The 25,157-nt window shown below is 60.9% G+C and carries 23 protein-coding genes; 10 read left to right on the top strand and 13 right to left on the bottom strand.

All coding sequences use genetic code 11. The annotated features are described in order from the left end of the window. Nucleotides 1–137: 137 nt before the first annotated feature. Nucleotides 138–569, bottom strand: a complete 432-nt coding sequence (locus tag L6D82_RS17895; protein ID WP_102686072.1) for a thioredoxin family protein — start codon at nucleotides 567–569, stop codon at nucleotides 138–140. Nucleotides 570–771: 202 nt separating this feature from the next. Here L6D82_RS17895 and L6D82_RS17890 point away from each other — a divergent pair, with 202 nt between their 5' ends. The 9 genes from L6D82_RS17890 to L6D82_RS17850 all read left to right on the top strand — a co-directional run bounded on the left by L6D82_RS17890 (nucleotide 772) and on the right by L6D82_RS17850 (nucleotide 7,828). Further along, nucleotides 772–918 carry a hypothetical protein gene (locus L6D82_RS17890; protein WP_236190679.1) on the top strand — a complete coding sequence of 49 codons (147 nt, stop codon included), beginning with the start codon at nucleotides 772–774 and terminating at the stop codon, nucleotides 916–918. 273 nt (nucleotides 919–1,191) lie between these two features. Further along, complete coding sequence (locus L6D82_RS17885; RefSeq protein ID WP_102686073.1) at nucleotides 1,192–2,040, top strand: transporter substrate-binding domain-containing protein; 849 nt, start codon at nucleotides 1,192–1,194, stop codon at nucleotides 2,038–2,040. A gap of 51 nt (nucleotides 2,041–2,091) precedes the next feature. Next, a complete protein-coding gene (locus L6D82_RS17880) occupies nucleotides 2,092–2,754 on the top strand; it encodes an amino acid ABC transporter permease (RefSeq protein ID WP_007960243.1) in 663 nt (220 codons plus the stop codon). A gap of 9 nt (nucleotides 2,755–2,763) precedes the next feature. After that, complete coding sequence (locus L6D82_RS17875; protein ID WP_102686074.1) at nucleotides 2,764–3,426, top strand: amino acid ABC transporter permease; 663 nt, start codon at nucleotides 2,764–2,766, stop codon at nucleotides 3,424–3,426. Continuing rightward, nucleotides 3,423–4,220, top strand: a complete 798-nt coding sequence (locus L6D82_RS17870; RefSeq protein ID WP_102718115.1) for an amino acid ABC transporter ATP-binding protein — start codon at nucleotides 3,423–3,425, stop codon at nucleotides 4,218–4,220. The genes L6D82_RS17875 and L6D82_RS17870 overlap by 4 nt, the downstream gene beginning before the upstream one ends. Before the next feature lie 31 nt (nucleotides 4,221–4,251). Further along, nucleotides 4,252–4,641 (top strand): RidA family protein, encoded by a 390-nt coding sequence (locus tag L6D82_RS17865; RefSeq protein WP_007912330.1) that lies wholly within the window; start codon nucleotides 4,252–4,254, stop codon nucleotides 4,639–4,641. A gap of 227 nt (nucleotides 4,642–4,868) precedes the next feature. Then, nucleotides 4,869–5,633, top strand: coding sequence for an IclR family transcriptional regulator (locus tag L6D82_RS17860; RefSeq protein ID WP_011334479.1), 765 nt, complete (start codon nucleotides 4,869–4,871; stop codon nucleotides 5,631–5,633). A 39-nt stretch (nucleotides 5,634–5,672) separates the two neighbouring features. Next, nucleotides 5,673–6,893, top strand: coding sequence for an amino acid deaminase (locus L6D82_RS17855; RefSeq protein ID WP_129973274.1), 1,221 nt, complete (start codon nucleotides 5,673–5,675; stop codon nucleotides 6,891–6,893). Next, nucleotides 6,893–7,828: a sugar kinase gene (locus tag L6D82_RS17850; RefSeq protein WP_102686077.1), complete on the top strand. Its 936-nt coding sequence runs from the start codon at nucleotides 6,893–6,895 to the stop codon at nucleotides 7,826–7,828. Before L6D82_RS17855 ends, L6D82_RS17850 begins: the two co-directional genes overlap by 1 nt. A gap of 49 nt (nucleotides 7,829–7,877) precedes the next feature. On the opposite strand, the gene L6D82_RS17845 is transcribed toward L6D82_RS17850, so the two are convergent. Both L6D82_RS17845 and L6D82_RS17840 read right to left on the bottom strand, forming a co-directional pair. Beyond that, nucleotides 7,878–8,153: a peptidylprolyl isomerase gene (locus L6D82_RS17845; protein WP_007952044.1), complete on the bottom strand. Its 276-nt coding sequence runs from the start codon at nucleotides 8,151–8,153 to the stop codon at nucleotides 7,878–7,880. A 50-nt stretch (nucleotides 8,154–8,203) separates the two neighbouring features. After that, nucleotides 8,204–10,741, bottom strand: coding sequence for a PAS domain-containing hybrid sensor histidine kinase/response regulator (locus L6D82_RS17840; RefSeq protein ID WP_102686078.1), 2,538 nt, complete (start codon nucleotides 10,739–10,741; stop codon nucleotides 8,204–8,206). Nucleotides 10,742–10,866: 125 nt separating this feature from the next. Here L6D82_RS17840 and L6D82_RS17835 point away from each other — a divergent pair, with 125 nt between their 5' ends. Next, complete coding sequence (locus L6D82_RS17835) at nucleotides 10,867–11,976, top strand: PilT/PilU family type 4a pilus ATPase (RefSeq protein WP_085745512.1); 1,110 nt, start codon at nucleotides 10,867–10,869, stop codon at nucleotides 11,974–11,976. 6 nt (nucleotides 11,977–11,982) lie between these two features. On the opposite strand, the gene L6D82_RS17830 is transcribed toward L6D82_RS17835, so the two are convergent. The 10 genes from L6D82_RS17830 to L6D82_RS17785 all read right to left on the bottom strand — a co-directional run bounded on the left by L6D82_RS17830 (nucleotide 11,983) and on the right by L6D82_RS17785 (nucleotide 24,826). Then, nucleotides 11,983–13,938: an acetoacetate--CoA ligase gene (locus L6D82_RS17830; RefSeq protein WP_102686079.1), complete on the bottom strand. Its 1,956-nt coding sequence runs from the start codon at nucleotides 13,936–13,938 to the stop codon at nucleotides 11,983–11,985. Nucleotides 13,939–14,001: 63 nt separating this feature from the next. After that, complete coding sequence (gene hbdH / locus L6D82_RS17825) at nucleotides 14,002–14,775, bottom strand: 3-hydroxybutyrate dehydrogenase (RefSeq protein ID WP_236190676.1); 774 nt, start codon at nucleotides 14,773–14,775, stop codon at nucleotides 14,002–14,004. Nucleotides 14,776–14,782: 7 nt separating this feature from the next. Then, entirely contained in the window at nucleotides 14,783–16,174 is a 1,392-nt protein-coding gene (locus L6D82_RS17820; RefSeq protein WP_007952055.1) for a GntP family permease, read from the bottom strand. 273 nt (nucleotides 16,175–16,447) lie between these two features. Further along, a complete protein-coding gene (locus L6D82_RS17815; RefSeq protein WP_102686081.1) occupies nucleotides 16,448–17,863 on the bottom strand; it encodes a sigma-54 interaction domain-containing protein in 1,416 nt (471 codons plus the stop codon). Nucleotides 17,864–17,903: 40 nt separating this feature from the next. Beyond that, entirely contained in the window at nucleotides 17,904–19,478 is a 1,575-nt protein-coding gene (locus L6D82_RS17810; protein WP_102686082.1) for an ABC transporter ATP-binding protein, read from the bottom strand. Nucleotides 19,479–19,491: 13 nt separating this feature from the next. After that, nucleotides 19,492–20,514 (bottom strand): ABC transporter permease, encoded by a 1,023-nt coding sequence (locus L6D82_RS17805; RefSeq protein WP_085745516.1) that lies wholly within the window; start codon nucleotides 20,512–20,514, stop codon nucleotides 19,492–19,494. Further along, nucleotides 20,514–21,575: a microcin C ABC transporter permease YejB gene (locus L6D82_RS17800; protein ID WP_102686083.1), complete on the bottom strand. Its 1,062-nt coding sequence runs from the start codon at nucleotides 21,573–21,575 to the stop codon at nucleotides 20,514–20,516. Before L6D82_RS17800 ends, L6D82_RS17805 begins: the two co-directional genes overlap by 1 nt. Then, nucleotides 21,575–23,443 carry an extracellular solute-binding protein gene (locus L6D82_RS17795; RefSeq protein WP_236190674.1) on the bottom strand — a complete coding sequence of 623 codons (1,869 nt, stop codon included), beginning with the start codon at nucleotides 23,441–23,443 and terminating at the stop codon, nucleotides 21,575–21,577. Before L6D82_RS17795 ends, L6D82_RS17800 begins: the two co-directional genes overlap by 1 nt. Before the next feature lie 134 nt (nucleotides 23,444–23,577). After that, nucleotides 23,578–23,859 carry a peptidylprolyl isomerase gene (locus L6D82_RS17790; RefSeq protein WP_007952068.1) on the bottom strand — a complete coding sequence of 94 codons (282 nt, stop codon included), beginning with the start codon at nucleotides 23,857–23,859 and terminating at the stop codon, nucleotides 23,578–23,580. Nucleotides 23,860–23,956: 97 nt separating this feature from the next. Further along, on the bottom strand, nucleotides 23,957–24,826 hold the full coding sequence (locus tag L6D82_RS17785; RefSeq protein WP_102686085.1) for an esterase/lipase family protein: 870 nt from the start codon (nucleotides 24,824–24,826) through the stop codon (nucleotides 23,957–23,959). Nucleotides 24,827–25,157 lie beyond the last annotated feature (331 nt).

Raw genomic sequence — 25,157 nt, 5'->3', positions numbered from 1 at the left:
GCCGGCAGCACTTATCTCTTTCTGAGAAATAAAGAAAAGCAGCCGGATGGGAGCTTGTCCAATCCGGCTTCGAGGCTAGTTGTTACAGATCAATTGGAACGACGGTGCCATTTCATGATGGCTCATAGGTGGCACTTTCAGGAAAAGTTCCATCGTTTTGCGCGGGGGATGGTGCAGAGGGTGCTGAGGGTGTGGTGCAGCCAGGAGAGGGTGTGTCGGGGTTTGCGGCAAGTGGCGGGTGCTTTCACCTTGCCGATGTGTTCGGCGAAATGCTCATGAAGGGATCTTTCATCTCCAATGCCTTTGAGTTTTTTCCGCAGTTTCCCGTCCTGAAAGAAAAGCACCGTAGGGAATCCGTCGACATGAGAAATATTGGGCGACTTTTCCGCTTCGAGCATGTAGATGTTCGCCCGAAGTCGATAAGGCTCCGCGATTTCACGAAAAACCGGGCTGGCATAGGTACAGGCACCGCAGTGCTCGCTGTAGAAATACAGAATCACTGGACGCCATCCCTTCAACACTTTGCGGTAGGCGGGGTGCAACGTTGTGTGGGGGGGACGGGTTCTCATTGGAGCCTCCTGATCAATGAGTCTGGAAGGCCTTTGACGTTAAAGCAGGGCAAAACGGCGGTCTACTGTCAGAAATTACAGGTAGGTCCTACAAAGGATGATTTCGTCCTACTTTGATGCAAGAGCATTCCCTCAGAAGACTCAGGTCCGCAAAGGCCAAGCAGCTGGTATCGTTTTCAGACATTTATCAAAGGAGCTCCTGATGGGCAGCGACGCAGGTTTTAAAGCAGTTTCCGTAGTACAAACTGATGAGGAGCTTATGAATCGCCTTGATGATCTGGAGCTGATAGCTCTCTGCAAGGAGTGGGAAAATGATCCGACCATAAAAGTTTCGATAGACGACCTTTGAGGTTGGTTCTCGGAAATAAACACTGCCCCTGAATCGATCACCCGTGCACCGACTGGGAACCTGCTACCCGCATTGTTGTAGCCAACGGTAGCGCACGCTCCGCTCTCTCACTGTTCCTCTATTTTTTCTTTTTACATATCTCTTTGATTCCTCAGAATTTTCAATCCATTGCAGATTCCCCGCGAATCCTGTGGCACACTTTCTGCTGTCTATTCCGTAGTAACAAACCGTGTTCCGGTATAGCGGAATAAACAACTTCCTGGAGTGCTTGCCATGCATCGCCGACCTTCCTTGTTCAAAGCGTGTGTTTTTGTTCTCGCGGCTTCGTCCGCTGTCGTGGGTATGGCCCAGGCGGCTGACAGCAAGCTCGACAGCGTCCTGGCCCGTGGAAAACTGATTGTGGGCACCGGCAGCACCAATGCGCCGTGGCACTTCCAGGGCGCGGACGGCAAGTTGCAGGGCTTTGATATCGACATCGCCCGGATCGTCGCCAAAGGTCTGTTCAACGACCCGAGCAAGGTCGAGTTTGTTGTGCAGTCTTCCGATGCGCGGATTCCCAACCTGCTGACCGACAAGGTCGACATGAGCTGCCAGTTCATCACCGTCACCGCCAGCCGTGCGCAGCAAGTGGCGTTCACCCTGCCGTACTACCGCGAAGGCGTCGGCCTGCTGCTGCCGAACAACAGCAAATACAAGGAAATCGAAGACCTGCAGGCCGGTGGTGACGGCGTGACCGTGGCCGTGCTGCAGAACGTGTACGCCGAGGAGCTGGTGCATCAGGCGCTGCCCAAGGCCAAGGTCGATCAGTACGACAGCGTTGATCTTATGTACCAGGCGGTGAACTCCGGTCGCGCCGATGCCGCCGCCACCGACCAGTCTTCGGTCAAATACCTGATGGTGCAGAACCCTGGCCGCTACCGCAGCCCGACGTACGCCTGGAGCCCGCAGACCTACGCGTGCGCCGTCAAACGTGGCGATCAGGACTGGCTGAACTTCGTCAACACCGCCCTTCATGAGGCCATGACCGGCGTCGAGTTCCCGACTTATGCCGCGTCGTTCAAGCAATGGTTCGGCGTGGATCTGCCATCGCCGGCCATCGGTTTCCCTGTCGAATTCAAATGATCCCGTGAGAGTGGGGCGCCCTGATGCGCCCCGCTCAAGGTACTGCCGACCATGAACTATCAGTTGAACTTTGCCGCCGTGTGGCGCGATTTCGACACCTTGCTGGCGGGGCTCGGTCTGGGCCTCGAACTGGCGCTGGTGTCGATCGCCATCGGCTGCGTGATCGGCCTGCTGATGGCGTTTGCCTTGCTGTCCAGGCATCGCGCCTTGCGGGTGCTGGCATCGGTGTATGTGACGGTGATCCGTAACACGCCGATTCTGGTGTTGATTCTGTTGATCTACTTTGCGTTGCCAAGCCTGGGAATCCGGCTGGACAAGATCCCGTCGTTCATCATCACGCTTTCGCTGTATGCCGGGGCGTACCTGACCGAAGTGTTCCGCGGCGGTTTGCTGAGCATTCCCAAGGGCCAGCGCGAAGCGGGGCTGGCTATCGGTCTGGGCGAGTGGCAGGTGAAAGCCTACGTCACCGTGCCGGTGATGTTGCGCAACGTGCTGCCGGCGCTGTCGAACAACTTCATTTCGCTGTTCAAGGACACCTCGCTGGCCGCCGCGATCGCGGTGCCGGAGCTGACCTATTACGCGCGCAAGATCAACGTCGAAAGCTACCGGGTGATCGAAACCTGGCTGGTGACCACGGCGTTGTATGTCGCGGCCTGTTACCTCATTGCCATGCTGCTGCGTTACCTCGAGCAGCGTCTGGCGATCCGCCGATAGGAGGCTGCGATGTACGAATCCCCCAGTTGGTTGCATGAGTTGTGGATTGCCCGCGAAGCCTTGTGGCAAGGCTTTCTGACCAGCGTGCAGGTGTCGGCGCTGGCGATTCTGTTCGGCACGTTTATCGGCGTATTCGCCGGGCTGGTGCTGACCTACGGCAAGTTCTGGATGCGCGCGCCGTTCCGTTTTTATGTCGACCTGATTCGCGGCACCCCGGTGTTCGTGCTGGTGCTGGCGTGCTTCTACATGGCACCGGCGCTCGGTTGGCAGATCAGCGCGTTTCAGGCGGGTGCCTTGGGTTTGACGCTGTTTTGCGGCTCCCACGTCGCCGAGATCGTGCGCGGTGCGTTGCAGGCATTGCCACGCGGGCAGATGGAAGCCGGCAAGGCCATCGGCCTGACGTTCTATCAGTCTCTCGGTTACGTGCTGTTGCCGCAGGCGCTGCGGCAGATCCTGCCGACCTGGGTCAATTCGTCCACGGAAATCGTCAAGGCGTCGACCTTGCTGTCGGTGATCGGCGTGGCCGAGCTGTTGCTCAGCACCCAGCAGATCATCGCCCGGACGTTCATGACCCTGGAGTTTTACCTGTTCGCCGGTTTTCTGTTCTTCGTCATCAACTACGGCATCGAATTACTCGGCCGGCACATTGAAAAGCGGGTGGCCCTGCCATGACTCAAGCTCAAGTTTCCAACGTCCAGAACGGTCAGCTCCTGCTGGACATCCGTGGCCTGCACAAACAATACGGCGCGGTCGAAGTGCTCAAGGGCGTTGACCTGAGCATGCAGCGCGGCAACGTGGTGACGCTGATCGGCTCCAGCGGCTCGGGCAAGACCACGCTGCTGCGCTGCGTGAACATGCTGGAGGAATTCCAGGGCGGGCAGATCCTGCTCGATGGCGAATCCATCGGCTATGACGAACTCAACGGAAAGCGCGTGCGCCACCCGGAAAAAGTCATTGCCCGTCATCGTGCGATGACCGGCATGGCGTTCCAGCAATTCAACCTGTTCCCGCACCTCACCGCGTTGCAGAACGTCACGCTCGGCTTGCTGAAAGTCAAAAAGATGCACAAGGACGAAGCCGTGGTCCTGGCCGAGAAATGGCTGGAGCGGGTCGGCCTACTGGAGCGGCGCAATCACTTTCCCGGCCAGTTGTCCGGCGGTCAGCAGCAGCGCGTGGCGATTGCCCGGGCGATTGCGATGAACCCGAGCCTGATGCTGTTCGACGAAGTCACCTCGGCCCTCGACCCGGAACTGGTCGGCGAAGTGCTGAACGTGATCAAGGGCCTGGCCGAGGACGGCATGACCATGTTGCTGGTGACCCACGAAATGCGTTTTGCGTTCGAGGTCTCGGACAAGATCGTTTTCATGAATCAGGGGCGCATCGAAGAGCAGGGGCCTCCCAAGGAACTGTTCGAGCGTCCTCAATCGCCGCGGCTGGCGGAATTTCTCAAAAGCACGCGGTTCTGACTTTTCACTTTTTCAATCAGGAGAAACACCCATGAGCATTACTCGTTACGGCACCGGCAGCACCGCCGCTGGCGGCCAGCCACGTCCATTCGCCCGCGCTGTTGAGGCAGATGGCTGGCTGCACGTTTCCGGGCAGGTGCCGGCGGTGGATGGCGAGATCATTGTGGGCGGCATCGTCGAGCAGACGCACCAGACCATGAAGAACCTGATCGCGATTCTCGAAGAGGCCGGTTATGGCCTGGAAGACGTGGTACGCGCCGGCGTGTGGCTGGACGATCCGCGGGATTTCAGCAGTTTCAACAAGGTCTTCGGCGAGTACTTCAAGCCCGAACACGCACCGGCCCGGGCCTGTGTGCAGGCGAGCATGATGGTCGACTGCAAGGTCGAGATCGACTGCATTGCGTACAAGAAGAAGGCCTGAGTGATGTGGCGTCGCTGAGGCCATAGCCCCCTCACCCTAGCCCTCTCCCCCAGGAGAGGGGACTGATCTCTATCGATGCAGATTGTTGTGCCAGACGATGGCATTTGCATCGATACGGTCAGGCTCCCTCTCCCTCCGGGAGAGGGCGGGGGGTGAGGGCTGCGATCCAACTGACACAACGCCAAGGGCCAGTTACCATCCCGGCATCTTTTAAGGGAACCACAGAAATGACCGAAGACACCATCAAGCGCCGGGCACGCGGTCTGGACCGGGCGTTCGATATCCTCGATTTCCTCAAGGAGATCGGCCAGCCACTGCGTCCGAACGACATCGCCAACGGCATCGGCAGCCCGAAATCCACGGTCTACGAGCTAGTGGCGTCATTGCTCGAGCGGCGGATTCTGGAGCCGGTGGGCAAGGACGGTCACGTCTATCTCGGTCGTCAGCTGTACTTCCTTGGCCAGGCGCACTTGCGCCATTTCGACCTCAGTCGCGAAGCCGATCACGCCTTGCAGGAGATCGTCAGCCAGACCCGGGAAACCGCGCAGATGTGCCTGCTCAACGGGCGCAAATACACGGTGGCGCTGATGAAGGAGGGCGAGCGGCATTTCCGCATTTCTTCCGATATCGGTGAAAACGCGCCGATCCCGTGGACCGCCTCCGGTCGCCTGCTGCTGGCGCACTTGAGCGATCAGCAGATCAGCGATCTGATCGATCCCGACGATTTCATCCTGCCGGATGGCGAACGCCTGCCGATGGAGACGTTTCTGGCGGAAATCCGTCAGGCCGGCATCGACGGTTTCTTCTCCTTCGACAGTGTCGCCGACACCTTCACCCATTGCTTCGCCGCCCCGGTCAAAGACCCTCAAGGCGTGGCCATCTGCACCCTGTGCATCGTCGCCCCGCGCGCCGATGCCAAGAACAATTACAACGACTATCGCCGGGTCTTGATCGAGAGCGCCAACAGCCTCGCCCGGCGAATCAACGAATAACCGCGCCTGCCTGCGGGCGCGACTGTGAGGAGTTCGACCATGACGACTGCCAACAACACTGCTGCCGTGGAAAAGGGCGATGCCGCCGTCGGCGCGCAACTGGTGCGTGACATCAGCCTGCCGGCGCTGGTGCTGCATCGCGAAGCGCTGGAACACAACATCCGCTGGATGCAGAAATTCGTCAGCGACAGCGGCGCCGAACTCGCGCCCCACGGCAAGACCAGCATGACCCCGGCGCTGTTTCGTCGTCAGCTCGACGCCGGCGCTTGGGGCATCACCCTGGCCAGCGCCACCCAGACCCGCGCTGCATACGCCCACGGCGTGCGCCGGGTGCTGATGGCCAACCAACTGGTCGGCACACCGAACATGGCGCTGATCGCCGATCTGCTGGCGGCCGATTCCGGCTTCGATTTCTATTGCATGGTCGATCACCCGGACAACGTCGCCGATCTGGGCGCTTATTTCGCATCGCGCGGCGTGCGGCTTAACGTGATGATCGAATACGGCGTGGTCGGCGGCCGTTGCGGTTGCCGCAGCGAGCAGGAAGTCATCGAACTGGCCAAGGCCATCGGCGCGCAATCGGCGCTGGCCCTGACCGGCATCGAAGGTTACGAAGGCGTGATCCATGGCGATCACGCGGTCAGCGGCATCCGTGAGTTCGCCGCCTCGCTGGTGCGCCTGGCGGTGCAGTTGCAGGACAGCGGCGCGTTCGCCATCGCCAAGCCGATCATCACCGCGTCGGGTTCGGCCTGGTACGACCTGATCGCCGAATCGTTCGAAGCGCAGAACGCTGGCGGGCGTTTCCTCAGCGTGTTGCGCCCTGGCAGTTACGTGGCGCACGACCATGGCATCTATAAAGAAGCGCAGTGCTGCGTACTCGACCGTCGCAGCGATCTGCACGAAGGCCTGCGCCCGGCGCTGGAAGTCTGGGCGCACGTGCAGTCGCTGCCGGAGCCGGGCTTCGCGGTGATTGCCCTGGGCAAGCGTGACGTGGCGTTCGATGCCGGGATGCCGGTGCCGTTGCTGCGTTACAAGGCCGGCGTGCTGCCGGCAGTGGGCGACGATGTCGGCGCCTGCAAGGTGACGGCGGTGATGGACCAGCACGCGTTCATGACCGTGGCGCCGGGCGTGGAATTGCGCGTCGGCGACATCATTTCCTTTGGCACTTCGCACCCGTGCCTGACCTTCGACAAATGGCGCGTAGGGCTGCTGGTGGACGAGCAGCTGTCCGTGATCGAAACCATGGAAACCTGCTTCTGATGAACACGCTCAGTGCATTGGGTCCGAACACCCCGCGCATCGCCCTGATCGGCGAATGCATGATCGAACTCCAGCAACGTGCCGATGGCAGCCTGCAACAGAGCTTCGGCGGTGACACGCTGAACACGGCGGTCTATCTGTCCCGCGCCATGGGCGACAACGCGCAGGTCGATTACGTCACGGCGCTGGGTGATGACAGCTTCAGTGACGCGATGTGCCGCAGTTGGGCCGACGAAGGCATTGGTCTGGATCTGGTCCAGCGTTTACCCGGTCGTCTGCCGGGTCTGTATTGCATCCAGACCGACGCCGCCGGCGAACGTCGTTTTCTGTACTGGCGCAACGAAGCCGCCGTTCGCGACTGCTTCACCACGCCGACGGCCGCGCCGATTCTGGCGGCGCTGCCGGATTACGACGTGCTGTATTTCAGCGGTATCACGCTGGCGGTACTCGGTGCGCAGGGGCGGGAAAAACTGATCGAGACCTTGATCGAAGCCCGTCAGCGTGACGCGCGAATCGTCTTCGACAACAACTACCGCCCACGCCTGTGGGCTTCGGTGGAAGAGGCGCGGGCGGCGTATCGCAGCGTGTTGCCCCATGTCGATCTGGCGTTGCTGACGGTGGACGACGAGCAGGCGCTGTTCCATTTCGAGGACTGTGATGCGGTGTTTGAAGCGTACGCGCAGATCGGCACGCCGGAAGTGGTGCTCAAGCGTGGCGCTGAAGCCTGTCTGATCCGTTGCGCCGGGGAAGCGTTCGAAGTCCCGGCGCAGAAGGTCGAGAAGGTGGTGGACACCACGGCAGCGGGGGATTCGTTCAGTGCGGCGTATCTGGCGAGTCGCTTGTCGGGCGCAAGCCCTGTGCAGGCGGCGGAGGCGGGGCATCGCTTGGCCAGTCAGGTCATTCAAGTGCCTGGGGCGTTGATCCCCAGGGATTGATGCCGATCCCTGAAGGCGCTGCCGAAAGCCGCGCCTTCAGGGCACTGGATCAGTCGCGGTAAAACACCTGTACCAGGTGATACCCGAACTTGCTCTTGATCGGCCCGTGCACGGTGCGCAGCGGTTTTTTGAAGATCACCGCATCGATCGCACCGACCATCTGCCCCGGCCGTACTTCACCCAGATCGCCGCCGCGCTTGCCGGACGGACAAGTCGAAAATTTCTTCGCCAGCACATCGAACGCCTCACCGTTGGCGATGCGTTGTTTGAGTTTTTCAGCCTCTTCGGCGGTCTTCACCAGAATGTGGCGGGCTTGGGCTTTCATCGTGCAATACCTGTAGCGGGGTGACGGCGGGGCGCGGATTATGCCTCAAGTCACGGGTTTTGGCTGATCATCGTGCGGATCTTGCCGGCCAGCTGTTCGATGGAAAACGGTTTGGCGACCATGTCCATGCCGTCTTCGAGGAAGCCCTGGCGCTCGGCGGCTTTCTGCGCGTAACCGGTCATGAACAACACCTTGAGCCCCGGACGATGCTGGCGGGCGATCTCCGCCATTTGCCGGCCGTTCATGCCCGGCAGGCCGACGTCGGTCACCAGCAGGTCAACCCGCAGATCCGATTCGAGCAACGGCAGGGCGCCCTTGGCGTCTTCGGCTTCATGGGCGCGATAACCCAGCTCCTTGAGCAGGTCCATGACCAGCATGCGCACCGCCGGATCGTCCTCGACCACCACCACGGTCTCGCCGGTCGCCACAGCGGGGGCCTCGGCAACCGCTTCGATTGCCGGCAGCTCCGCTTCCAGTGCATACAAGCGCGGCAAGTACAGGCGCACGCAGGTGCCCTGACCCGGCAGGCTGTCGAGGCTGACGTGCCCACCCGATTGCTGGGCAAAGCCATAAATCATCGACAAGCCGAGCCCGGTGCCTTGCCCGATGGGTTTGGTCGTAAAGAACGGATCGAACGCTTTGGAACGTACTGAAGGCGTCATGCCGGTGCCGTTGTCGCTCACCGCCAGCATCAGGTAATCACCGGCCTTGACCGGTTCGAGGGTAGTGATGTCGTTGCCGTCGAGGTAGACGTTGGCCGTTTCGATCAACAGCTCGCCGCCGTCGGGCATGGCGTCGCGGGCGTTGATCACCAGGTTGAGCAGGGCGTTTTCCAGTTGGCTGACATCGGTGCTGACCGGCCATACATTGTCGGCCAGGCGCAACTTGAGTTCGATCGGATCACCCTTGGTACGGCGGATCAGGTCTTCCAGCGAGTGGATCAGCTCGTTGACGTCGAGGGTCTTGCGATCCAGCGACTGACGCCGGGAGAACGCCAGCAGACGGTGGGTCAGTGCCGCCGCGCGGTTGGCCGAGGACACCGCCGCGTCAGTGAAACGGCCGATCTCATCGGCGCGGCCATTGGCGATGTAGCGCTGCATCAGGTCGAGGCTGCCGATGATGCCGGTCAGCATGTTGTTGAAGTCATGGGCGATGCCGCCGGTGAGCTGGCCGACCGCTTCCATTTTCTGCGCGTGGCGCAAGGCATCTTCGGCGCGCTCGCGTTCGAACATTTCGTTCTGCAAGCGCTGGTTGGCCTGGGCCAGTTGTTCGGTGCGCGCACTGACGCGTTCCTCAAGAGTTTCATTGAGGTTGCGCAGGGCTTCTTCGGTCTTTTTGCGTTCGGTTTCGTCGATCACGAAGATGTAGAAACCGTTTACCGCACCGTCCGCGCCGTGACGCGGCAGGTAGTTCATCAAGGCGTGCCGCTGGCTGCCGTCGCGGTGCGGCGTGTACAGGCTGAACGAGCAAGGGCGGCCGGCGAGGGCTTCGGCGATGTACGGCGCCCGCAGGAAATAGGCCTCTTCGCCGATCACTTCGCGGATCGTGCGACCGTACAGCTCTTGCGGCGTGAGCCCGTACCAGTCGAGGTACGCGGCGTTGTTCAGGCGAAAGCGTTCTTCGTGGTCGACATAGCTGATCAGGATCGGCATGGCGTTGATGATCAGTTGCAGCTCGGTCTGGCTTTGCCGCAGTGCCTGTTCGGTGTGCTTGCGTTCGGTCAGGTCCAGCGCCGCGCCGAGAAAACGTATCGGCCGGCCGTGATGATCCTTGTAGCAGCGCCCGCGGGCGAACACCCAGCGCAGCTCGCCATTGGCTTGCAGCAGGCGGTATTCCTCAGCGTATTCGGTGCCGTGGGTAATGCAATGCTTGATACTGCGGGCGATCATAGCGCGGTCTTCGGGGTGCACGCCGTGCAGGTACTCGCTGATCGGCAACTGACCGGCCAGGGCCGGATCGACACCGTGCAACTGGGCGAAATGCGCATCGGCGATGAAGCGGTCTTCGCCTATGTCCCAATCCCAGGTGCCGACCGCATCGGTGGCCGCCAGCGCCAGTTGCAGGCGCTCTTCGCTTTCGCGTTGGGCCTTGAGGCTGTCTTCGGAGCGCTGCTGCAGTTCCAGGGCGATGCGCCGGCGTTCGTTGGTTTCGATGGCGGTGACCAGAATCCCGGCCACTTGCGCGCTTTCGTCGCGGATCGGGCTGTAGGTCAGGTCCAGCCAGAAGTCGGAGTCCTGGCCGTCCCGTTGCAGGGTAAAGCGCCGTTCGCTGTAGGTTCGCACCTGGCCTTGTAGGACGGCGCTGTAAATCGGGTCGGTAAAGTCTCTAAGTTCCGGCCATATCTGGTGCGCCGGTTGTCCGAAAGCGTGCGGATGCTTGCTCCCGGCGAGCAGTGCAAAGCCGTTGTTATAGATCTGGGTGAGTTGCGGGCCCCACAACAGCAGCATCGGCATCGGCGAGTGAATCACGATGTCCACCGCGGTGCGCAGGCTCTGTGGCCAGGTGCCAGCGGCGCCCAGCGGGCTGCGGCTCCAGTCGGTGCGGGCAATCAATGCCTGGGCGTCGTTGGTGTTCGGTACAGCGTTCATCACATCAATCCTGGGCGTCGGTCGGTGAGGCGGCGTCTACTATCCTAGTGCGGTAGACGCTGTAAGGCACGTCGCGTCACGGCGCGGTCTTGTGTTCATTGAAAGCTTCGCAGGTGCTTTTGGCCATGGAAATCGATGCATTGCTCAAACAACTGGCGAGCCGCCACGGTTCGGATCTGTTCCTGTCCACGGGCGCACCACCCAGTGCGCGGTTCGACGGGGTGCTCACGCCCTTGAGCGAGCAGCCCTTCAAACCCGGTGAGGTGGCCAGTATCGCGGTTTCCCTGATGGACGCCGAACAACGACGGGAGTTCGACCGGGATCTGGAAATGAACCTGGCGATTTCCCGCACCGGGATCGGCCGCTTCCGGGTCAACATCTTCAAACAACGCAATGACGTGTCGATCGTTATTCGTAACGTCAAACTCGACATTCCGCGATTCGAAGATTTGAAACTGCCGCCGGTATTGCTCGATTCGGTGATGCTCAAGCAAGGCCTGATCCTGTTCGTCGGCGCCACCGACTCGGGCAAGTCGACGTCGCTGGCGGCGCTGATCGACCATCGCAATCGCCACAGCAGCGGGCACATCATCACCATTGAAGACCCGGTGGAATACATCCATCGCCACAAAAAATCAATCATCAACCAGCGCGAAGTCGGGGTCGATACCCGCAGCTTTCACGCTGCGCTGAAAAATACTCTGCGCCAGGCCCCGGACGTGGTGCTGATCGGCGAAATCCGTGATCGCGAGACCATGGAACATGCGCTGGCCTTCGCCGAAACCGGGCATCTGGTGCTGTCGACATTGCACGCCAACAACGCCAATCAGGCGCTGGACCGGATCATCAATTTCTTTCCCGAAGAGCGCCGCCCGCAATTGCTGCATGCCTTGGGCAATCACCTCAAGGCGTTCGTCTCCCAGCGTCTGGTGCGAACCCGGGACGGTCAGCGACGGGCCGCCGCCGAGGTGATGCTGGGCACGCCGACGATTGCCGACCTGATCCGGCGCAATGATTTTGGTGAGCTGAAAACCATCATGGAAAAATCGGCGGAACTGGGCATGCAGACCTTTGACGGTGCACTGTTCGCGCTGGTAGCAGAAGGGGTGATCGATGAAGACGAGGCCCTGAAAAATGCTGATTCGGTGAATAACCTGCGCCTGCGTCTGAAGCTGCACGCCGACACCATGCCGTCCCCACCGCCCTCGACCGGCGAATGGGGACTGATGGACTGACAGGCTTCAGTCGCGAAGTTCGACCCGGTCGCGAAACTGCTCAAGCGCTTGCGGATTGGCGAGGGCATCGGTGTTTTTCACCGGATCACCGTGCACCACATTGCGCACGGCCAGCTCCACCACCTTGCCGCTGATGGTGCGCGGAATGTCAGTGACCGCGACGATCTTCGCCGGCACATGGCGCGGTGTGGTGTTGGCGCGGATCACCTGGCGGATCTGCTGTTGCAGTGCCTCATCCAGCGTTAGGCCATCCTTGAGGCGTACGAACAGCACCACGCGCACGTCGTCCTGCCACTGTTGGCCGATGGCGACGCTGTCCAGCACTTGCGGGACTTTTTCCACCTGCCGGTAGATCTCCGCCGTGCCGATGCGCACGCCGCCGGGGTTGAGCACAGCGTCGGAGCGGCCGTGAATCAGCATCCCGCCGTGGGGCAGTTGTTCGGCATAGTCACCCTGGGCCCAGACGCCGGGGAACTGGCTGAAATAGGATTTGCGCAGCTTTTCGCCATCGGGATCGTTCCAGAGTCCGATGGGCATCGCCGGGAATGGTCGAGTGCATACCAATTCACCTTTTTCGCCGATCACCGGTTGCCCGGCGTCATTCCACACTTCCACCGCCATGGCCAGGCTCTTGCCCATGATCTCGCCCCGGCGAACCGCCGACATCGGGTTACCGTTGACGAAGCAGGACACGATGTCCGTACCACCGGACATCGAGGACAGGCACACGTCCGGTTTGAAGTCGCGATAAACGAAGTCATAACTCTGCGGCGACAGCGCGGAGCCGGTGCAAAGCAGGGTTTTCAGGTGGCTCAGGTCGTAGCTTTCGCGCGGCTTGATGCCGCTGCTTTCCAGGGTCGCGAGGAATTTCGGGCTGGTGCCGAACACGCTGACCTGCTCGTCGTCGAGCAGCTCCAGCAATCGCTCGTTGTCCGGATAAAACGGTGAGCCGTCATACAGCACCACCGCGCTGCCGACCGCTAGTGCCGAGACCAGCCAGTTCCACATCATCCAGCCGCAGGTGGTGTAGTAGAACAGACGGTCGCCGGGGCCCAGGTCGACATGCAGCCCGTGCTCCTTGGCGTGTTGCAGCAACACGCCGCCGGTGCTGTGAACAATGCACTTCGGTACGCCGGTGGTGCCGCTGGAATACAGCACGTACAGCGGATGATCGAACGGCACCGGGACGAACTGCGGCTCATCGCCCGGTTCATAGAAGTCGTCCCACAGCGTGACGTTGGCGGGTGTCCGGTAATCCGTGGCATGGGCCTGAGGTCGCGCGTAGGGCACGATGATCAACTGCTGCAAGGTCGGCAGTTGTTCGAGGATTTCATTGATCTTGACGGTCTGGTCGATCTCTTTGCCGGCATAGCGGTAACCGGCGCAGGTGATCAGCACTTTCGGTTCGATCTGGCCAAAGCGGTCGATCACGCCGTGGGTGCCGAAGTCCGGCGATGAGCACGACCAGATTGCGCCGAGACTGGTGGTCGCGAGCATCGCCACCAGGGTTTGCCAGGTGTTGGGCATGCAGGCGGCAACCCGGTCGCCGACCACGACGCCGGCCGCTTGCAGGCTGGCCTGAAAACCGGCGACTTGCTGGGCCAGTTCGGCCCAGGTCAGCAGCTCACGCTGGCCGTTTTCCCCGATAGCGATCACGGCGATGGCATCGTCGCGTCGGCTCAACAGGTGTTCGGCGAAATTCAACGTGGCGCCGGGAAACCATTCGGCACCCGGCATTTTCAGGCCTCCACGCAGAACGGCGTCCGGTTGGGTGTGAAATCTGATGCCGAAGAAATCCACGATCGCCTGCCAGAACGCTTCGCGCTGGTCGATGGACCATTGATGCAGGGCCGGGTAATCGTCGAGGTGCAGGTGATGGCGTTGATTGATGAAGTGCCGAAAGCCGTCCATGCGGGACCGGGCAATGCGTTTGGCATCGGGCTGCCAGAGAATGTCGGACATGGTTTGCCTCTTATTGTTGGTCAGAAGGCTCCCACGACAGCGTGGGAGCGATCAATTGCAAGCTTATTGCGCGAGCCACCCGCCATCGATATTCCACGCGGCACCACGCACTTGGCTGCCGGCCTCGCTGCACAGAAACAACACCAGCTCACCCAGATGTGCCGGGGTGACGAACTCCAGCGACGGCTGTTTCTCGGCCAGCAGATTGTGCTGCGCCTGCTGCGGGTCGACACCCTTGGCTGCGCGATCGTCGATCTGTTTCTGCACCAGCGGCGTCAGCACCCAGCCCGGGCAGATCGCGTTGCAGGTCACGTTGCTGGCGGCGGTTTCCAGGCCGACCACCTTGGTCAGGCCGATCACGCCATGCTTGGCCGCCACATACGCAGCTTTACCGGTGGAGCCGACCAGGCCGTGCACCGAGGCGATGTTGACGATCCGCCCCCATCCCTTGGCGCGCATGCCCGGCAGGCTCAGGCGAGTGCTGTGAAACACCGACGACAGGTTGATCGCGATGATCGAATCCCAGCGCTCTACCGGAAATTCTTCCACCGCCGCGACGTGCTGGATGCCTGCGTTGTTGACCAGAATGTCCACGCCGCCGAACTCGCGCTCGGCATAGGCGATCATGTCGGCGATCTGCGCCGGGTCGCTGACGTCCGCCGGGTGATGGCCGACCTTGCCGCCGTACTGCTCGACTTCGGCGATCACCTTGGAGGCGTCGCCAAAACCGTTGAGGATCAGGTTGGCGCCGGCCTTGGCCAGCGTCAGGGCGATGCCCAGCCCGATGCCGCTGGTGGAGCCGGTAACCATTGCGGTCTTGCCATAAAGAGTCGTCATCAATACCTCACACAATGCCAGTGGCGTAGAAAGTGCCGATCACCACGAAAACCGCCAGGGTCTTGATCAGCGTAATACAGAAAATGTCCTTGTAGGCCTCACGGTGGGTGAGACCAGTGACGGCGAGCAGGGTGATCACGGCGCCGTTGTGCGGCAGGGTGTCCATGCCGCCGCTGGCCATCGCGGCCACCCGGTGCAGCACTTCCAGCGGAATGTTGGCGGCGTGGGCGGCGCTGATGAATTGCTCCGACATCGCTGCCAGCGCGATGCTCATGCCGCCCGAAGCAGAACCGGTGATACCGGCCAGCAGGGTCACGGTAATCGCTTCGTTGACCAGCGGATTGGGAATGCTCTTGAGCCAGTCGGCCAGCACCAGGAAACCCGGCAACGAGGCGATGACCGCACCGAAACCGTATTCCGACGCAGTGTTCATCGCCGCCAGCAGTGCACCGCTGACTGCGCTTTTGCTGCCCTCGGCGAGCTTGCTTTTGATCGCTTTAAAACCGAACGCCAGCACCATCAGAATGCCCACCAGCAAGGCTGCCTGCACCGCCCAGATCGCCGTGAGTTTGGCGATCTCGGTAGTGACCGGCGCGGCCATGCCCGGCAGCGCGAGGCTGTGGGTCTTGCCGTACCACTGCGGAATCCACTGGGTGAACAGCAGGTTCATGATGCCCACCGCCAGCAGCGGCGACAGGGCAATCCACGGGTTCGGCAGCTTAAGGTCTTCGGCGGTTTCCGGTTCGTTGCGCAGTTCGGTGCCGTAGCCTTCACCGGCACGCTGAGCCTTGTTGCGTTGGCGCTGCAGGAACAGCATGCCGGCGCAGAACACGAAAATCGTGCCGATCACACCCAGCCATGGCGCTGCCCACGCCGTGGTGTTGAAAAAGGTGCTGGGGATGATGTTCTGGATCTGCGGCGTGCCGGGCAGGGCGTCCATGGTGAACGAAAACGCGCCGAGGGCGATGGTCGCCGGAATCAGGCGCTTGGGGATGTTGCTCTGGCGGAACATTTCCGCTGCGAACGGGTAGACCGCGAACACCACGACGAACAGCGAAACGCCGCCGTAGGTGAGCAGGGCGCAGACCAGCACGATCACCAGCATCGCCTGGCGGGTGCCGAGCAGACGAATCGCTGCCGCGACGATCGAGCGGGAGAAACCCGACAGTTCGATCAGCTTGCCGAACACGGCGCCGAGCAGGAACACGGGAAAGTAGAGTTTGATGAAGCCGACCATCTTCTCCATGAACACCCCGGTGAAAGCAGGGGCGACGGCAGACGGGTCGGTGAGCAGCACGGCTCCGAGGGCGGCGATCGGGGCAAAAAGGATAACGCTGTAGCCACGGTAGGCCGCGAGCATCAGCAGCGCGAGGGCTGCCAAGGCGATGATCACACTCATGGTGTGCTCCTTCGATTGTTATTTTTGTGGGTGGAACGGGTGTGGGGAGGCCTGAAGCGAGATCTGTGCCAGATAGTTAAGTTGTTGAAATAAAAGGAATTAATTTGATATTCGGCGGTAGTTTTGGAGTTTTTGTCTCTGTTTGGAGACTTCTATAACTGTGAGGACGATATCGCGGGCAAGCCCGCTCCCACAGTTGTACGCATTCCCCCGGGAGAGCGGGCTCGCCCGCGATGCTTTTAATGTTGTCTCTATATGGGGAATGGTGTCTCTCTATTGAGACTCCGCGATCCCCAGTGCAATCATTTTCTTGTAAAGCGTCGACCGCCCCAGTCCCAGCCGCTCAGCCGCCTCGATCACCTTGCCCCCGCATTGCGCGAGGGTGGATTGAATCAACTGCCGGTCAAACCGCTCGCGAGCCTGACTGAAGGTTTCGTTGGTTATTGGCTCTGAGAGAGGCACCAGCGTTCGCTCAACCGGTGCGAACGTGCCAATCGCGGCACGAATGTCATCCGCCGTCAGCATCAAGTCATCACTGAGCAGTGCTGCTCGCTCCAGCACGTTTCGCAACTCGCGGATATTCCCCGGCCACGCGTGCTGTCCCAACAGCTCCAGCGCTTCGCGGTTCAACTCGTGCTGACTGCGCAACTCCTCAAGAATCGCTTCACTGAGCGCCGGCAGATCATCCAGCCGCTCTCGCAGCGGCGGCACCTGAATCGGCAACACGTTGAGGCGGTAGTACAAATCCGCGCGGAACTCGCCGCGCTTGATCGCCGCTTCCAGATCCGTCGAGGTCGCGGCAATCACCCGCACATCGCTCTGGATTACTTCATTGGAACCGACAGGTTCGAATTCCTTTTCCTGCAACACCCGCAGCAATTTGCTTTGCAGCGGCAGTGGCATGTCGCCGATCTCGTCGAGAAACAGCGTCCCGCCCTGAGCGATCTGCAACTTGCCGGTGCGACCCTTGCGGTCGGCGCCGGTGAAAGCGCCCGGCGCGGTGCCGAAGAACTCGGCTTCAAGCAACGCCTCGGGAATCGCCGCGCTATTGATACTGACAAACGCCTTGTGCGCCCGAGGTGAAGCGCCATGGATCGCCTGGGCCAGCAATTCCTTGCCGCTGCCGGTTTCGCCCAGCAACAGAACCGGCGACTCGGCGCTCGCGCTGCGACGGGCACGGCGCTTGACCTCGAGGCTGGCAGCGCTGGTGCCGATGAAGTGGGCGAAGTTGTATTTGGTCTGGCGGGCACGCAGCAGCGAGCGGGTCGAGGCCAGCTCTTCCTGCATGCTCAGGTAGCGCTTGAGCATCGGCGACAGCGTGCGCAGTTCGTCGAACAGGGCAAAACCGATGGCGCCGATCACCGCGCCGGCGTCGTCATGAATCGGCAGGCGCATCACCACCAGCGGTTCTTTCGGGGTGTCCTGCATGTCCAACAGAATTGGCCGCCCGGTGCGCACCACTTCGCGCAGCAGGCTGCCGGGGATCACGCTTTCGCAAGGCTTGCCGATGGCCCCGGCGGCGGAGTCGAGCCCGAAGCGCCGCGCATAGCGCTCGTTCATCCAGACGATGTTCGCGTCGCGGTCGACAATCACCGTGCCTTCACTGGATTGCTCGATGATCTCGAACAACGAACGGATCGCCAGCGTGCGAACCCGTTGGTAATCCTTAAGGCTTTCGGTGGTGTTCATGGCGGCGTCCATTGGCGGAAGTCAGGTGGCGCGATTATGCCTATCCCGGATGCGCCGCCGCCAACAGCTCTTTGGTATAGGGATGCTGCGGTGAGTCGAACACGTCATGGCTGGCGCCGCTTTCGACCACCTTGCCGTCCTTGATCACGATCATGTCGTGGGCCAACGCCCGCACCACGGCCAGATCGTGGCTGATGAACAGATACGTCAGGCCATGTTTTTCCTGAAGCTGGCGGAGCAGGGCGACCACCTGTTTCTGCACGGTGCGATCCAGTGCCGAGGTCGGTTCGTCGAGCAGGATCAGCGCGGGTTTGAGTACCAATGCCCGGGCGATGGCAATGCGCTGACGCTGGCCACCGGAGAACTCATGGGGATAGCGATGACGGCTTTCGGGATCGAGCCCTACTTCCTTGAGCACGCGGATCACCTGGTCGTCGCACTCGTCGGCAGTGGACTGGCAATGCACTTCCAGCCCTTCGCTGATGATCTGCGCCACCGACATGCGCGGGCTGAGGCTCCCGAACGGATCCTGGAACACCACCTGCATCTGCCGGCGCCACGGCCGCATCTGTTTCTGGTCGAGGCCGTCGAGGGCCGTGCCCTGGAAGCGGATGCTGCCCTTGGAGTCGAGCAGCCGTAGAATCGCCTGGCCGAGGGTCGACTTGCCCGAACCGGACTCGCCGACAATGCCCAGCGTCTTGCCGCGCTGGATGTTCAGGCTGATGCCATCCACCGCGCGCAGGTATTGCTTGCGCTGGAACAGCCCGCCGCCGACCGTGAAATCAACCCGCAGGTCATCGACTTCCAGCACGTTCTCGCGTTCGTCCCGGGGCAGTGCTTCGCCTTCCGGTTCAGCGTTGAGCAACACGCAGCTGTAAGGGTGTTTCGGTTCGGTGAACAGGGTTTCGCACGGCGCCTGCTCGACGATTTCCCCGGCCTTCATCACGCACACCCGTTGGGCGATGCTGCGCACCAGATTGAGGTCATGGCTGATCAGCAGCAGCGACATGCCCAGGCGCCGTTGCAGAGACTTGAGCAGCAACAGGATCTTGCGCTGTACGGTCACGTCGAGGGCGGTGGTCGGCTCGTCGGCGATCAGTAATTCAGGTTCGCAGGCCAGGGCCATCGCGATCATTACCCGTTGGCGCTGGCCGCCGGACAGTTGATGCGGATAAGCCTTCAGCCGTTCTTTCGATTTCTGGATGCCCACCAGTTCGAGCAGTTCGAGGATTCGCGCCTGAGCTTCCTTGCCACCGAGGCCACGGTGCAGCAACAGGGTTTCGCCGATCTGCTTTTCAATCGTGTGCAGCGGATTGAGCGAGGTCATCGGCTCCTGGAAAATCATGGCGATGCGGTTACCCCGCAGGTCGCGCAGGGTCTTGGGATCGGCGCCGACCAGTTCCTGCCCACGATAGCGGATGCTGCCGGTGGTCCGGGCATCGCATTCGGGGAGCAGTTGCAGGATCGAGTGGGCCGTCACCGATTTGCCCGAGCCCGATTCGCCGACCAGTGCCAGGCACTCGCCGGGGCGGATGTCCAGGCACAGGTTGCGCACTACGGTCTGGCCATGGAAGGCAACGCTGAGGTCACGGATTTCGATCAGGTTGTCAGTCATATCAAATATCCGTTCATGAGCGCGGGTCAAAGGCATCGCGCAGCGCTTCGCCGATGAATACCAACAGGGAAAGAATCAGCGCCAGGGTGAAAAACGCGGTCAACCCGAGCCACGGCGCTTGCAGGTTCTGCTTGCCCTGACTGATCAGCTCGCCCAGTGACGCGCTGCCGGCGGGCATGCCGAAGCCGAGGAAATCCAGCGCGGTCAGGGTCGAAATCGCCCCGGTCAGAATAAAGGGCAGATAGCTCAGGGTTGCGTTCATCGCGTTGGGCAGGATGTGCCGGACAATCACCTTGCGATCGCTCAAGCCCAAGGCTCGGGCAGCCTTGACGTACTCGAGATTGCGACCGCGCAGAAACTCGGCGCGTACCACGTCCACCAGCGCCAGCCAGGAGAACAGCGCCATGATCCCCAGCAGCCACCAGAAGTTCGGCTCGACGAATCCCGAAAGAATGATCAGCAGGTAAAGCACCGGCAGTCCTGACCAGACCTCCAGCAATCGCTGGCCGAGCAGATCGACCCAGCCGCCGTAATAGCCCTGCAGGGCGCCGGCCGCGATGCCGATCAGGGCGCTGACGAAGGTCAGCATCAGGGCGAACAGGATCGACACCCGCGCGCCGAAGATCACCCGAGCCAGTACGTCACGCGCCTGATCGTCGGTGCCCAGCCAGTTGACTGAAGTCGGCGGGCTCGGTGCCGGTTTGTTGAGGTCGTAGTTCGGGGTGTCGTCACTGAATGGAATCGGCGGAAACAATAGCCAGCCACCGTCCTTGCGGATCAGCTTCTGCACGTAGTCGCTGCGGTAGTCGGCCTGGAACGGCAGTTGTCCGCCGAACTCCTGTTCGGTGTGGCGCTTGAATACCGGGAAGTACCATTGGCCCTGATAACTGACGACCAATGGCTTGTCGTTGGCGATCAGTTCGCCGCCGAGGCTAAGCAGAAACAGGCCGATAAACAGCCACAGCGACCACCAGCCCCGGCGGTTTTTCTTGAAGCGTTCGAAGCGGCGACGGCCCAGAGGCGAGAGCTTGAACATCAGGCGTTCCTCGCGGCGAAGTCGATGCGCGGGTCGACCAGCGTGTAGCACAGGTCGCCGATCAGTTTTATCAGCAGGCCGAACAGGGTGAAGATGAACAGCGAGCCGAACACCACCGGATAGTCACGGGACACGGCTGCTTCGTAACTCATGCGCCCGAGGCCGTCGAGGGAGAAGATCACTTCGATCAGCAACGAACCGGCAAAGAACACGCTGATGAACGCCTGGGGAATGCCCGACACCACCAGCAGCATCGCGTTGCGGAACACATGCCCGTACAGCACCCGGTTTTCGCTCAGGCCTTTGGCGCGAGCGGTGACCACGTATTGGCGGGTGATCTCATTGAGGAACGAGTTTTTGGTGAGGATGGTCAAGGTGGCGAACCCGCCGATCACCAGCGCCGTGACCGGCAATACCAGATGCCAGAAGTAGTCGGTGATCTTGCCCAGCGTCGACAGGGATTCGAAGTTATCGGACACCAGACCGCGCACCGGAAACCAGTTCAGCGAGGTGCCACCGGCGAACACCACGATCAGGAACATCGCGAACAGGAATGCCGGCATGGCGTAGCCGATGATGATTGCCGTGCTGCTCCAGATATCGAAATGACTGCCGTGGTGCACGGCTTTGCGGATACCCAGCGGGATCGACACCAGATAAGTGATCAGCGTCGCCCACAGGCCGAGGGAAATGGTCACCGGCATTTTCTGCAGGATCAGGTCGGTGACCGTGGCGCCGCGGAAGAAGCTCTTGCCGAAATCCAGCTGCGCGTAGTTCTTGAGCATCAGCCACAGGCGTTCATGGGCGGGTTTATCGAAGCCGTACTGTTTTTCGATGTCCTTGATCAGCTGCGGATCGAGGCCGCGACTGGCGCGGGACGTGCCGCTCATGGTCTCGCTCGTACCGCCGCCGACACTGGCGCCGCCGATGCCTTGCAGGTGGGCGATGGCCTGTTCGACCGGACCACCCGGCGCGGCCTGGATGATCACAAAATTCACCAGCAGAATGATCACCAGCGTTGGAATGATCAGCAGCAGGCGTCGCAGTATGTAAGCCCACATCAGTGCGGCCCTCCGGGTCTGCCACGGCTGATTTTCTCGGCCGTCATCTGCTGGTTGGTCAGCGGCGTGCTGCTGATTTCCCACCAGCTCTCGATCGCTTCGTCATTGCTCGCCTGCACGGTGGGAATACCGAAGCGGTTCCACCACACGGTCGACGTGCCCGGCGGGTAATAGTTGGGAATCCAGTAGTAGTTCCATTGCAGCACCCGGTCCAGCGCATGGGCATAACGCAGCATGTCGGCCTGGGTCGAGGCGCGGATCAGGCCGTTGATCAAGGTGTCGACCGCCGGGTTCTTCAGCACCATGTAATTGTTGGCGCCGGGATCGTTGGCCGATGCTGAACCGAAGTAGTTCAACAGTTCGCCGCCGGGGGAGGTGGTGACCGGGTAACCGGTGACGATCATGTCGTAGTCGCGACTCATCAGCCGGTTGACGTACTGCGAGGAATCGATGCGACGGATGTCGAGGTTGATGCCGATCTGTTTCAGCGTGCGTTTATAAGGCAACAGCAGGCGATCCATGCCGTTCTGGCTGACCAGGAAAGTGAAGCTCAACGGCTCGCCATGGTCGTTGACCAACTGGTCGCCATCGGGTTTCCAGCCGGCCTGTTCCAGCAACTCCAGCGCTTGCAGTTGTTTGTCGCGAATAATGCCGCTGCCATCGGTCTTCGGCGCTTCGAAGACCTGGGTGAACACCTCGTCGGGAATCTGTCCGCGCAAGGGTTCGAGAATCTTCAGTTCGGCGGCGTCCGGCAGCTTGCGGGCGGCCAGATCGCTGTTGGAAAAGTAACTCTGCTGACGGATGTACATGTTGCGCATCATCTGCCGGTTGCTCCATTCGAAATCCCAGAGCATGGCCAGTGCCTGACGGACGCGGCGATCCTGGAACATCGGCTTTTGCAGGTTGAACACGAAGCCCTGTGCCGACTGCGGCGCTTCGGTGGCCAGATGAGCCTTTTGCAGACGACCGTCGCTCAGGGCCGGGCTCTCGTAGCCGATGGAGTAGCCGGTGGCGGAGAACTCACGGTTGTAGTCGTAGGCGCCGCCGCGCAGGACCTGGCGGGCGACGTCGGTGTCGCCGAAGTACTCGATGCTGAAGTGATCGAAGTTGTACAGGCCACGGCTGACCGGCAGGTCCTTGCCCCACCAGTCGGGATTGCGTTCAAAGGTGATGCTGCGCCCGGAGTCGACCTTGCCGACCCGATACGGGCCGCTGCCCAGCGGCGGTTCATAGCCGCCACCGCCGGCGAAATCACGGGTCTTCCACCAATGCTCGGGAAATACCGGCAGGGTCGCGATGTCCAGGGGCAGGGTGCGGTTTTCGTTGCTCTTGAAATCGAAGCGCACGGTGAGCGGGGCTTCGACTTCGACGCCTTTGACGTCGGCGAACTGGGTGCGATAACGCAGGCTGCCCTGGGTCATCAGCAAATCATAGGTGTAGCGCACGTCTTCGGCGGTGATCGGCTTGCCATCGGCGAAGCGGGCCTTGGGATTGATAAAGAAGCGCAACGACAGGCCGTCATCCGAGCGTTCCATTTTCTGCGCCACGAGGCCGTATACGGTGTAGGGCTCGTCGAGCGAGCGCTGGGCCAACGGGGAATACAGCAGGCCGTCGATCTGGCTGACGCCGATGCCTTTGTCGATGTACGGCAGGACATGGTCGAAGTGGCCGATCTCGATGGCCGAGCGGCGCATCGTCCCGCCCTTGGGCGCCCGGACGTTGGTGTAATCGAAGTGACTGAAGCCGGGCGGGTATTTTGCCGGTTCGCCATAGACGGTCATCGCATGCTGCGGTGCGGCGTCCACACCGGTGATCCCGAGCAGCAGGGTCACGGCAGTGAACATCAAAGTCGGGAAAGCCAGTCGCATTGTCAGCCTTAAAGCCGGGTAATCGATAAGCGCAATTTGTACGCGAGCGGCGCGCCGTTCGCCAGCGGTGTGGTGTAACCAAAACAAAACGGCCCGCCATCAGGCGGGCCGTTGCACAGCAGGTCGGGCTGAAATCAGTCCTGACGGCTGGTGACTTCCAGCAGGTGGTAGCCGAACTGGGTCTTCACCGGGCCTTGCACGACGTTGATCGGTGCGCTGAACACCACGGTGTCGAATTCCTTGACCATCTGGCCAGGACCGAACGAACCCAGGTCGCCGCCCTGACGGCTGGACGGGCAAGTGGAGTTGGCCTTGGCCACTTCGGCGAAATCAGCGCCACCTTCGATCTGGGCCTTGAGTTCGTTGCACTTGGCTTCGCTGGAAACCAGGATGTGGCGGGCAGTGGCTTTAGCCATGGGGAAACTCTCCAATCAAATCAGTAAAAGGGGGAGCCTACCGGATTCAGTGGCCTATTTCTCGCCAAAGTTCCATTCGCTCGTCTGATACCGGCCCCTAGAGATTAGCTGCTTGCAGGCGCAGGGCGTGTTCGATGTAGAGCTCGACGGGATCGTTTTCTGTGGTGCGCTGGCCGATGCCCCGACGCAGGCTGCGCAAATGGTCGAGCGGATAATCGGAGCGGATCACGGTGCCGAGGTGAGAGCTGAAACGGCCGACAAAACCGTCGTTCTGCGCGGGTTCTGTAATGAAATATTCCGACAGGGCCAGGCAGATGCCTTGCACCGGGTCGAGGGACTGCACGGTCAATTCCGGCACAACGCCACTCCACGAATAATAGCGAACGCCATCGACCCGCTCGGCACCCTGGCCACCCCAGGTTTCGGGAAGGCCCTGCGGGTATTTGTCATTGAATTTGCCAACGCCCTCTGTCGTCAGCGCGTTGAGTGCAGCCAGCGCATTGCGAGGCAGTTTTTCTTGCCCGCTGACCAATGACAGAAAGTCGGCAAACAGCGTGGCGACGTTCTGGGCAACGGCCTCCGGCAGTCGTCCGGGGATCAACGCCTTGCGCAGGAAGTCTGCCAGCTCCGAGCCATGGTTGGGGCCGCTGACCGAAGTCACGGACGCGACCTTGTTTGGGGCAAGCGCTGCAGCATATCGAGCAGACAGTGCACCCTGGCTGTGCCCGATCAGGTTGACTTTGGTGGCACCTGTGCCTCTTAGCACACATTCGATTTGCGATAACAGTTGCTCGCCTCGCATTTCGTTGTCATGGACGGCCGACAAGTGCGGCACGAATACCTGTACTCCGGCAGCCTTGAGTGCCTGTTTGACGTCATGGAACAGTTCGAAAGGGCCGATGCGCTCGAATCCGAACAGACCATGCACCAGCAGAACGGGATAAAGAGTCGTTGCATTTCGTTGCATTTTTCGTCCTTGATCGCAGAGATTCATCGAAGTTGTCTGCGTGCCACTCTAAAACAGTCGCTGCACTTGCGATGCCTGAAGAGTCCTCCTAATGCGTTGGAATCTGGATCAGTGTGTGTATGAAATTTCACTTTTGAATGAGGTCCCGTTCTGAATATTTGGAGGGTTCTCGCCTTATCCAGCGTGTTTTTCCTTTTTTTGCCTACCCGCTTCAGTGCAGTTAACCCTGTCCCGCCGGGTGTGGGGCTGACATCGGGTGATCGATGAAGCGCGTTAAATAGAGGCTCTTTCACGCTGCTCTTCGGCAGCGTGTCACTTCCAGGGAATGGAG

It is taken from the genome of Pseudomonas paraglycinae (genome assembly GCF_021601625.1).
Lineage (GTDB): Bacteria > Pseudomonadota > Gammaproteobacteria > Pseudomonadales > Pseudomonadaceae > Aquipseudomonas > Aquipseudomonas paraglycinae.
This window is presented reverse-complemented; position numbering and strand designations above follow the sequence as displayed.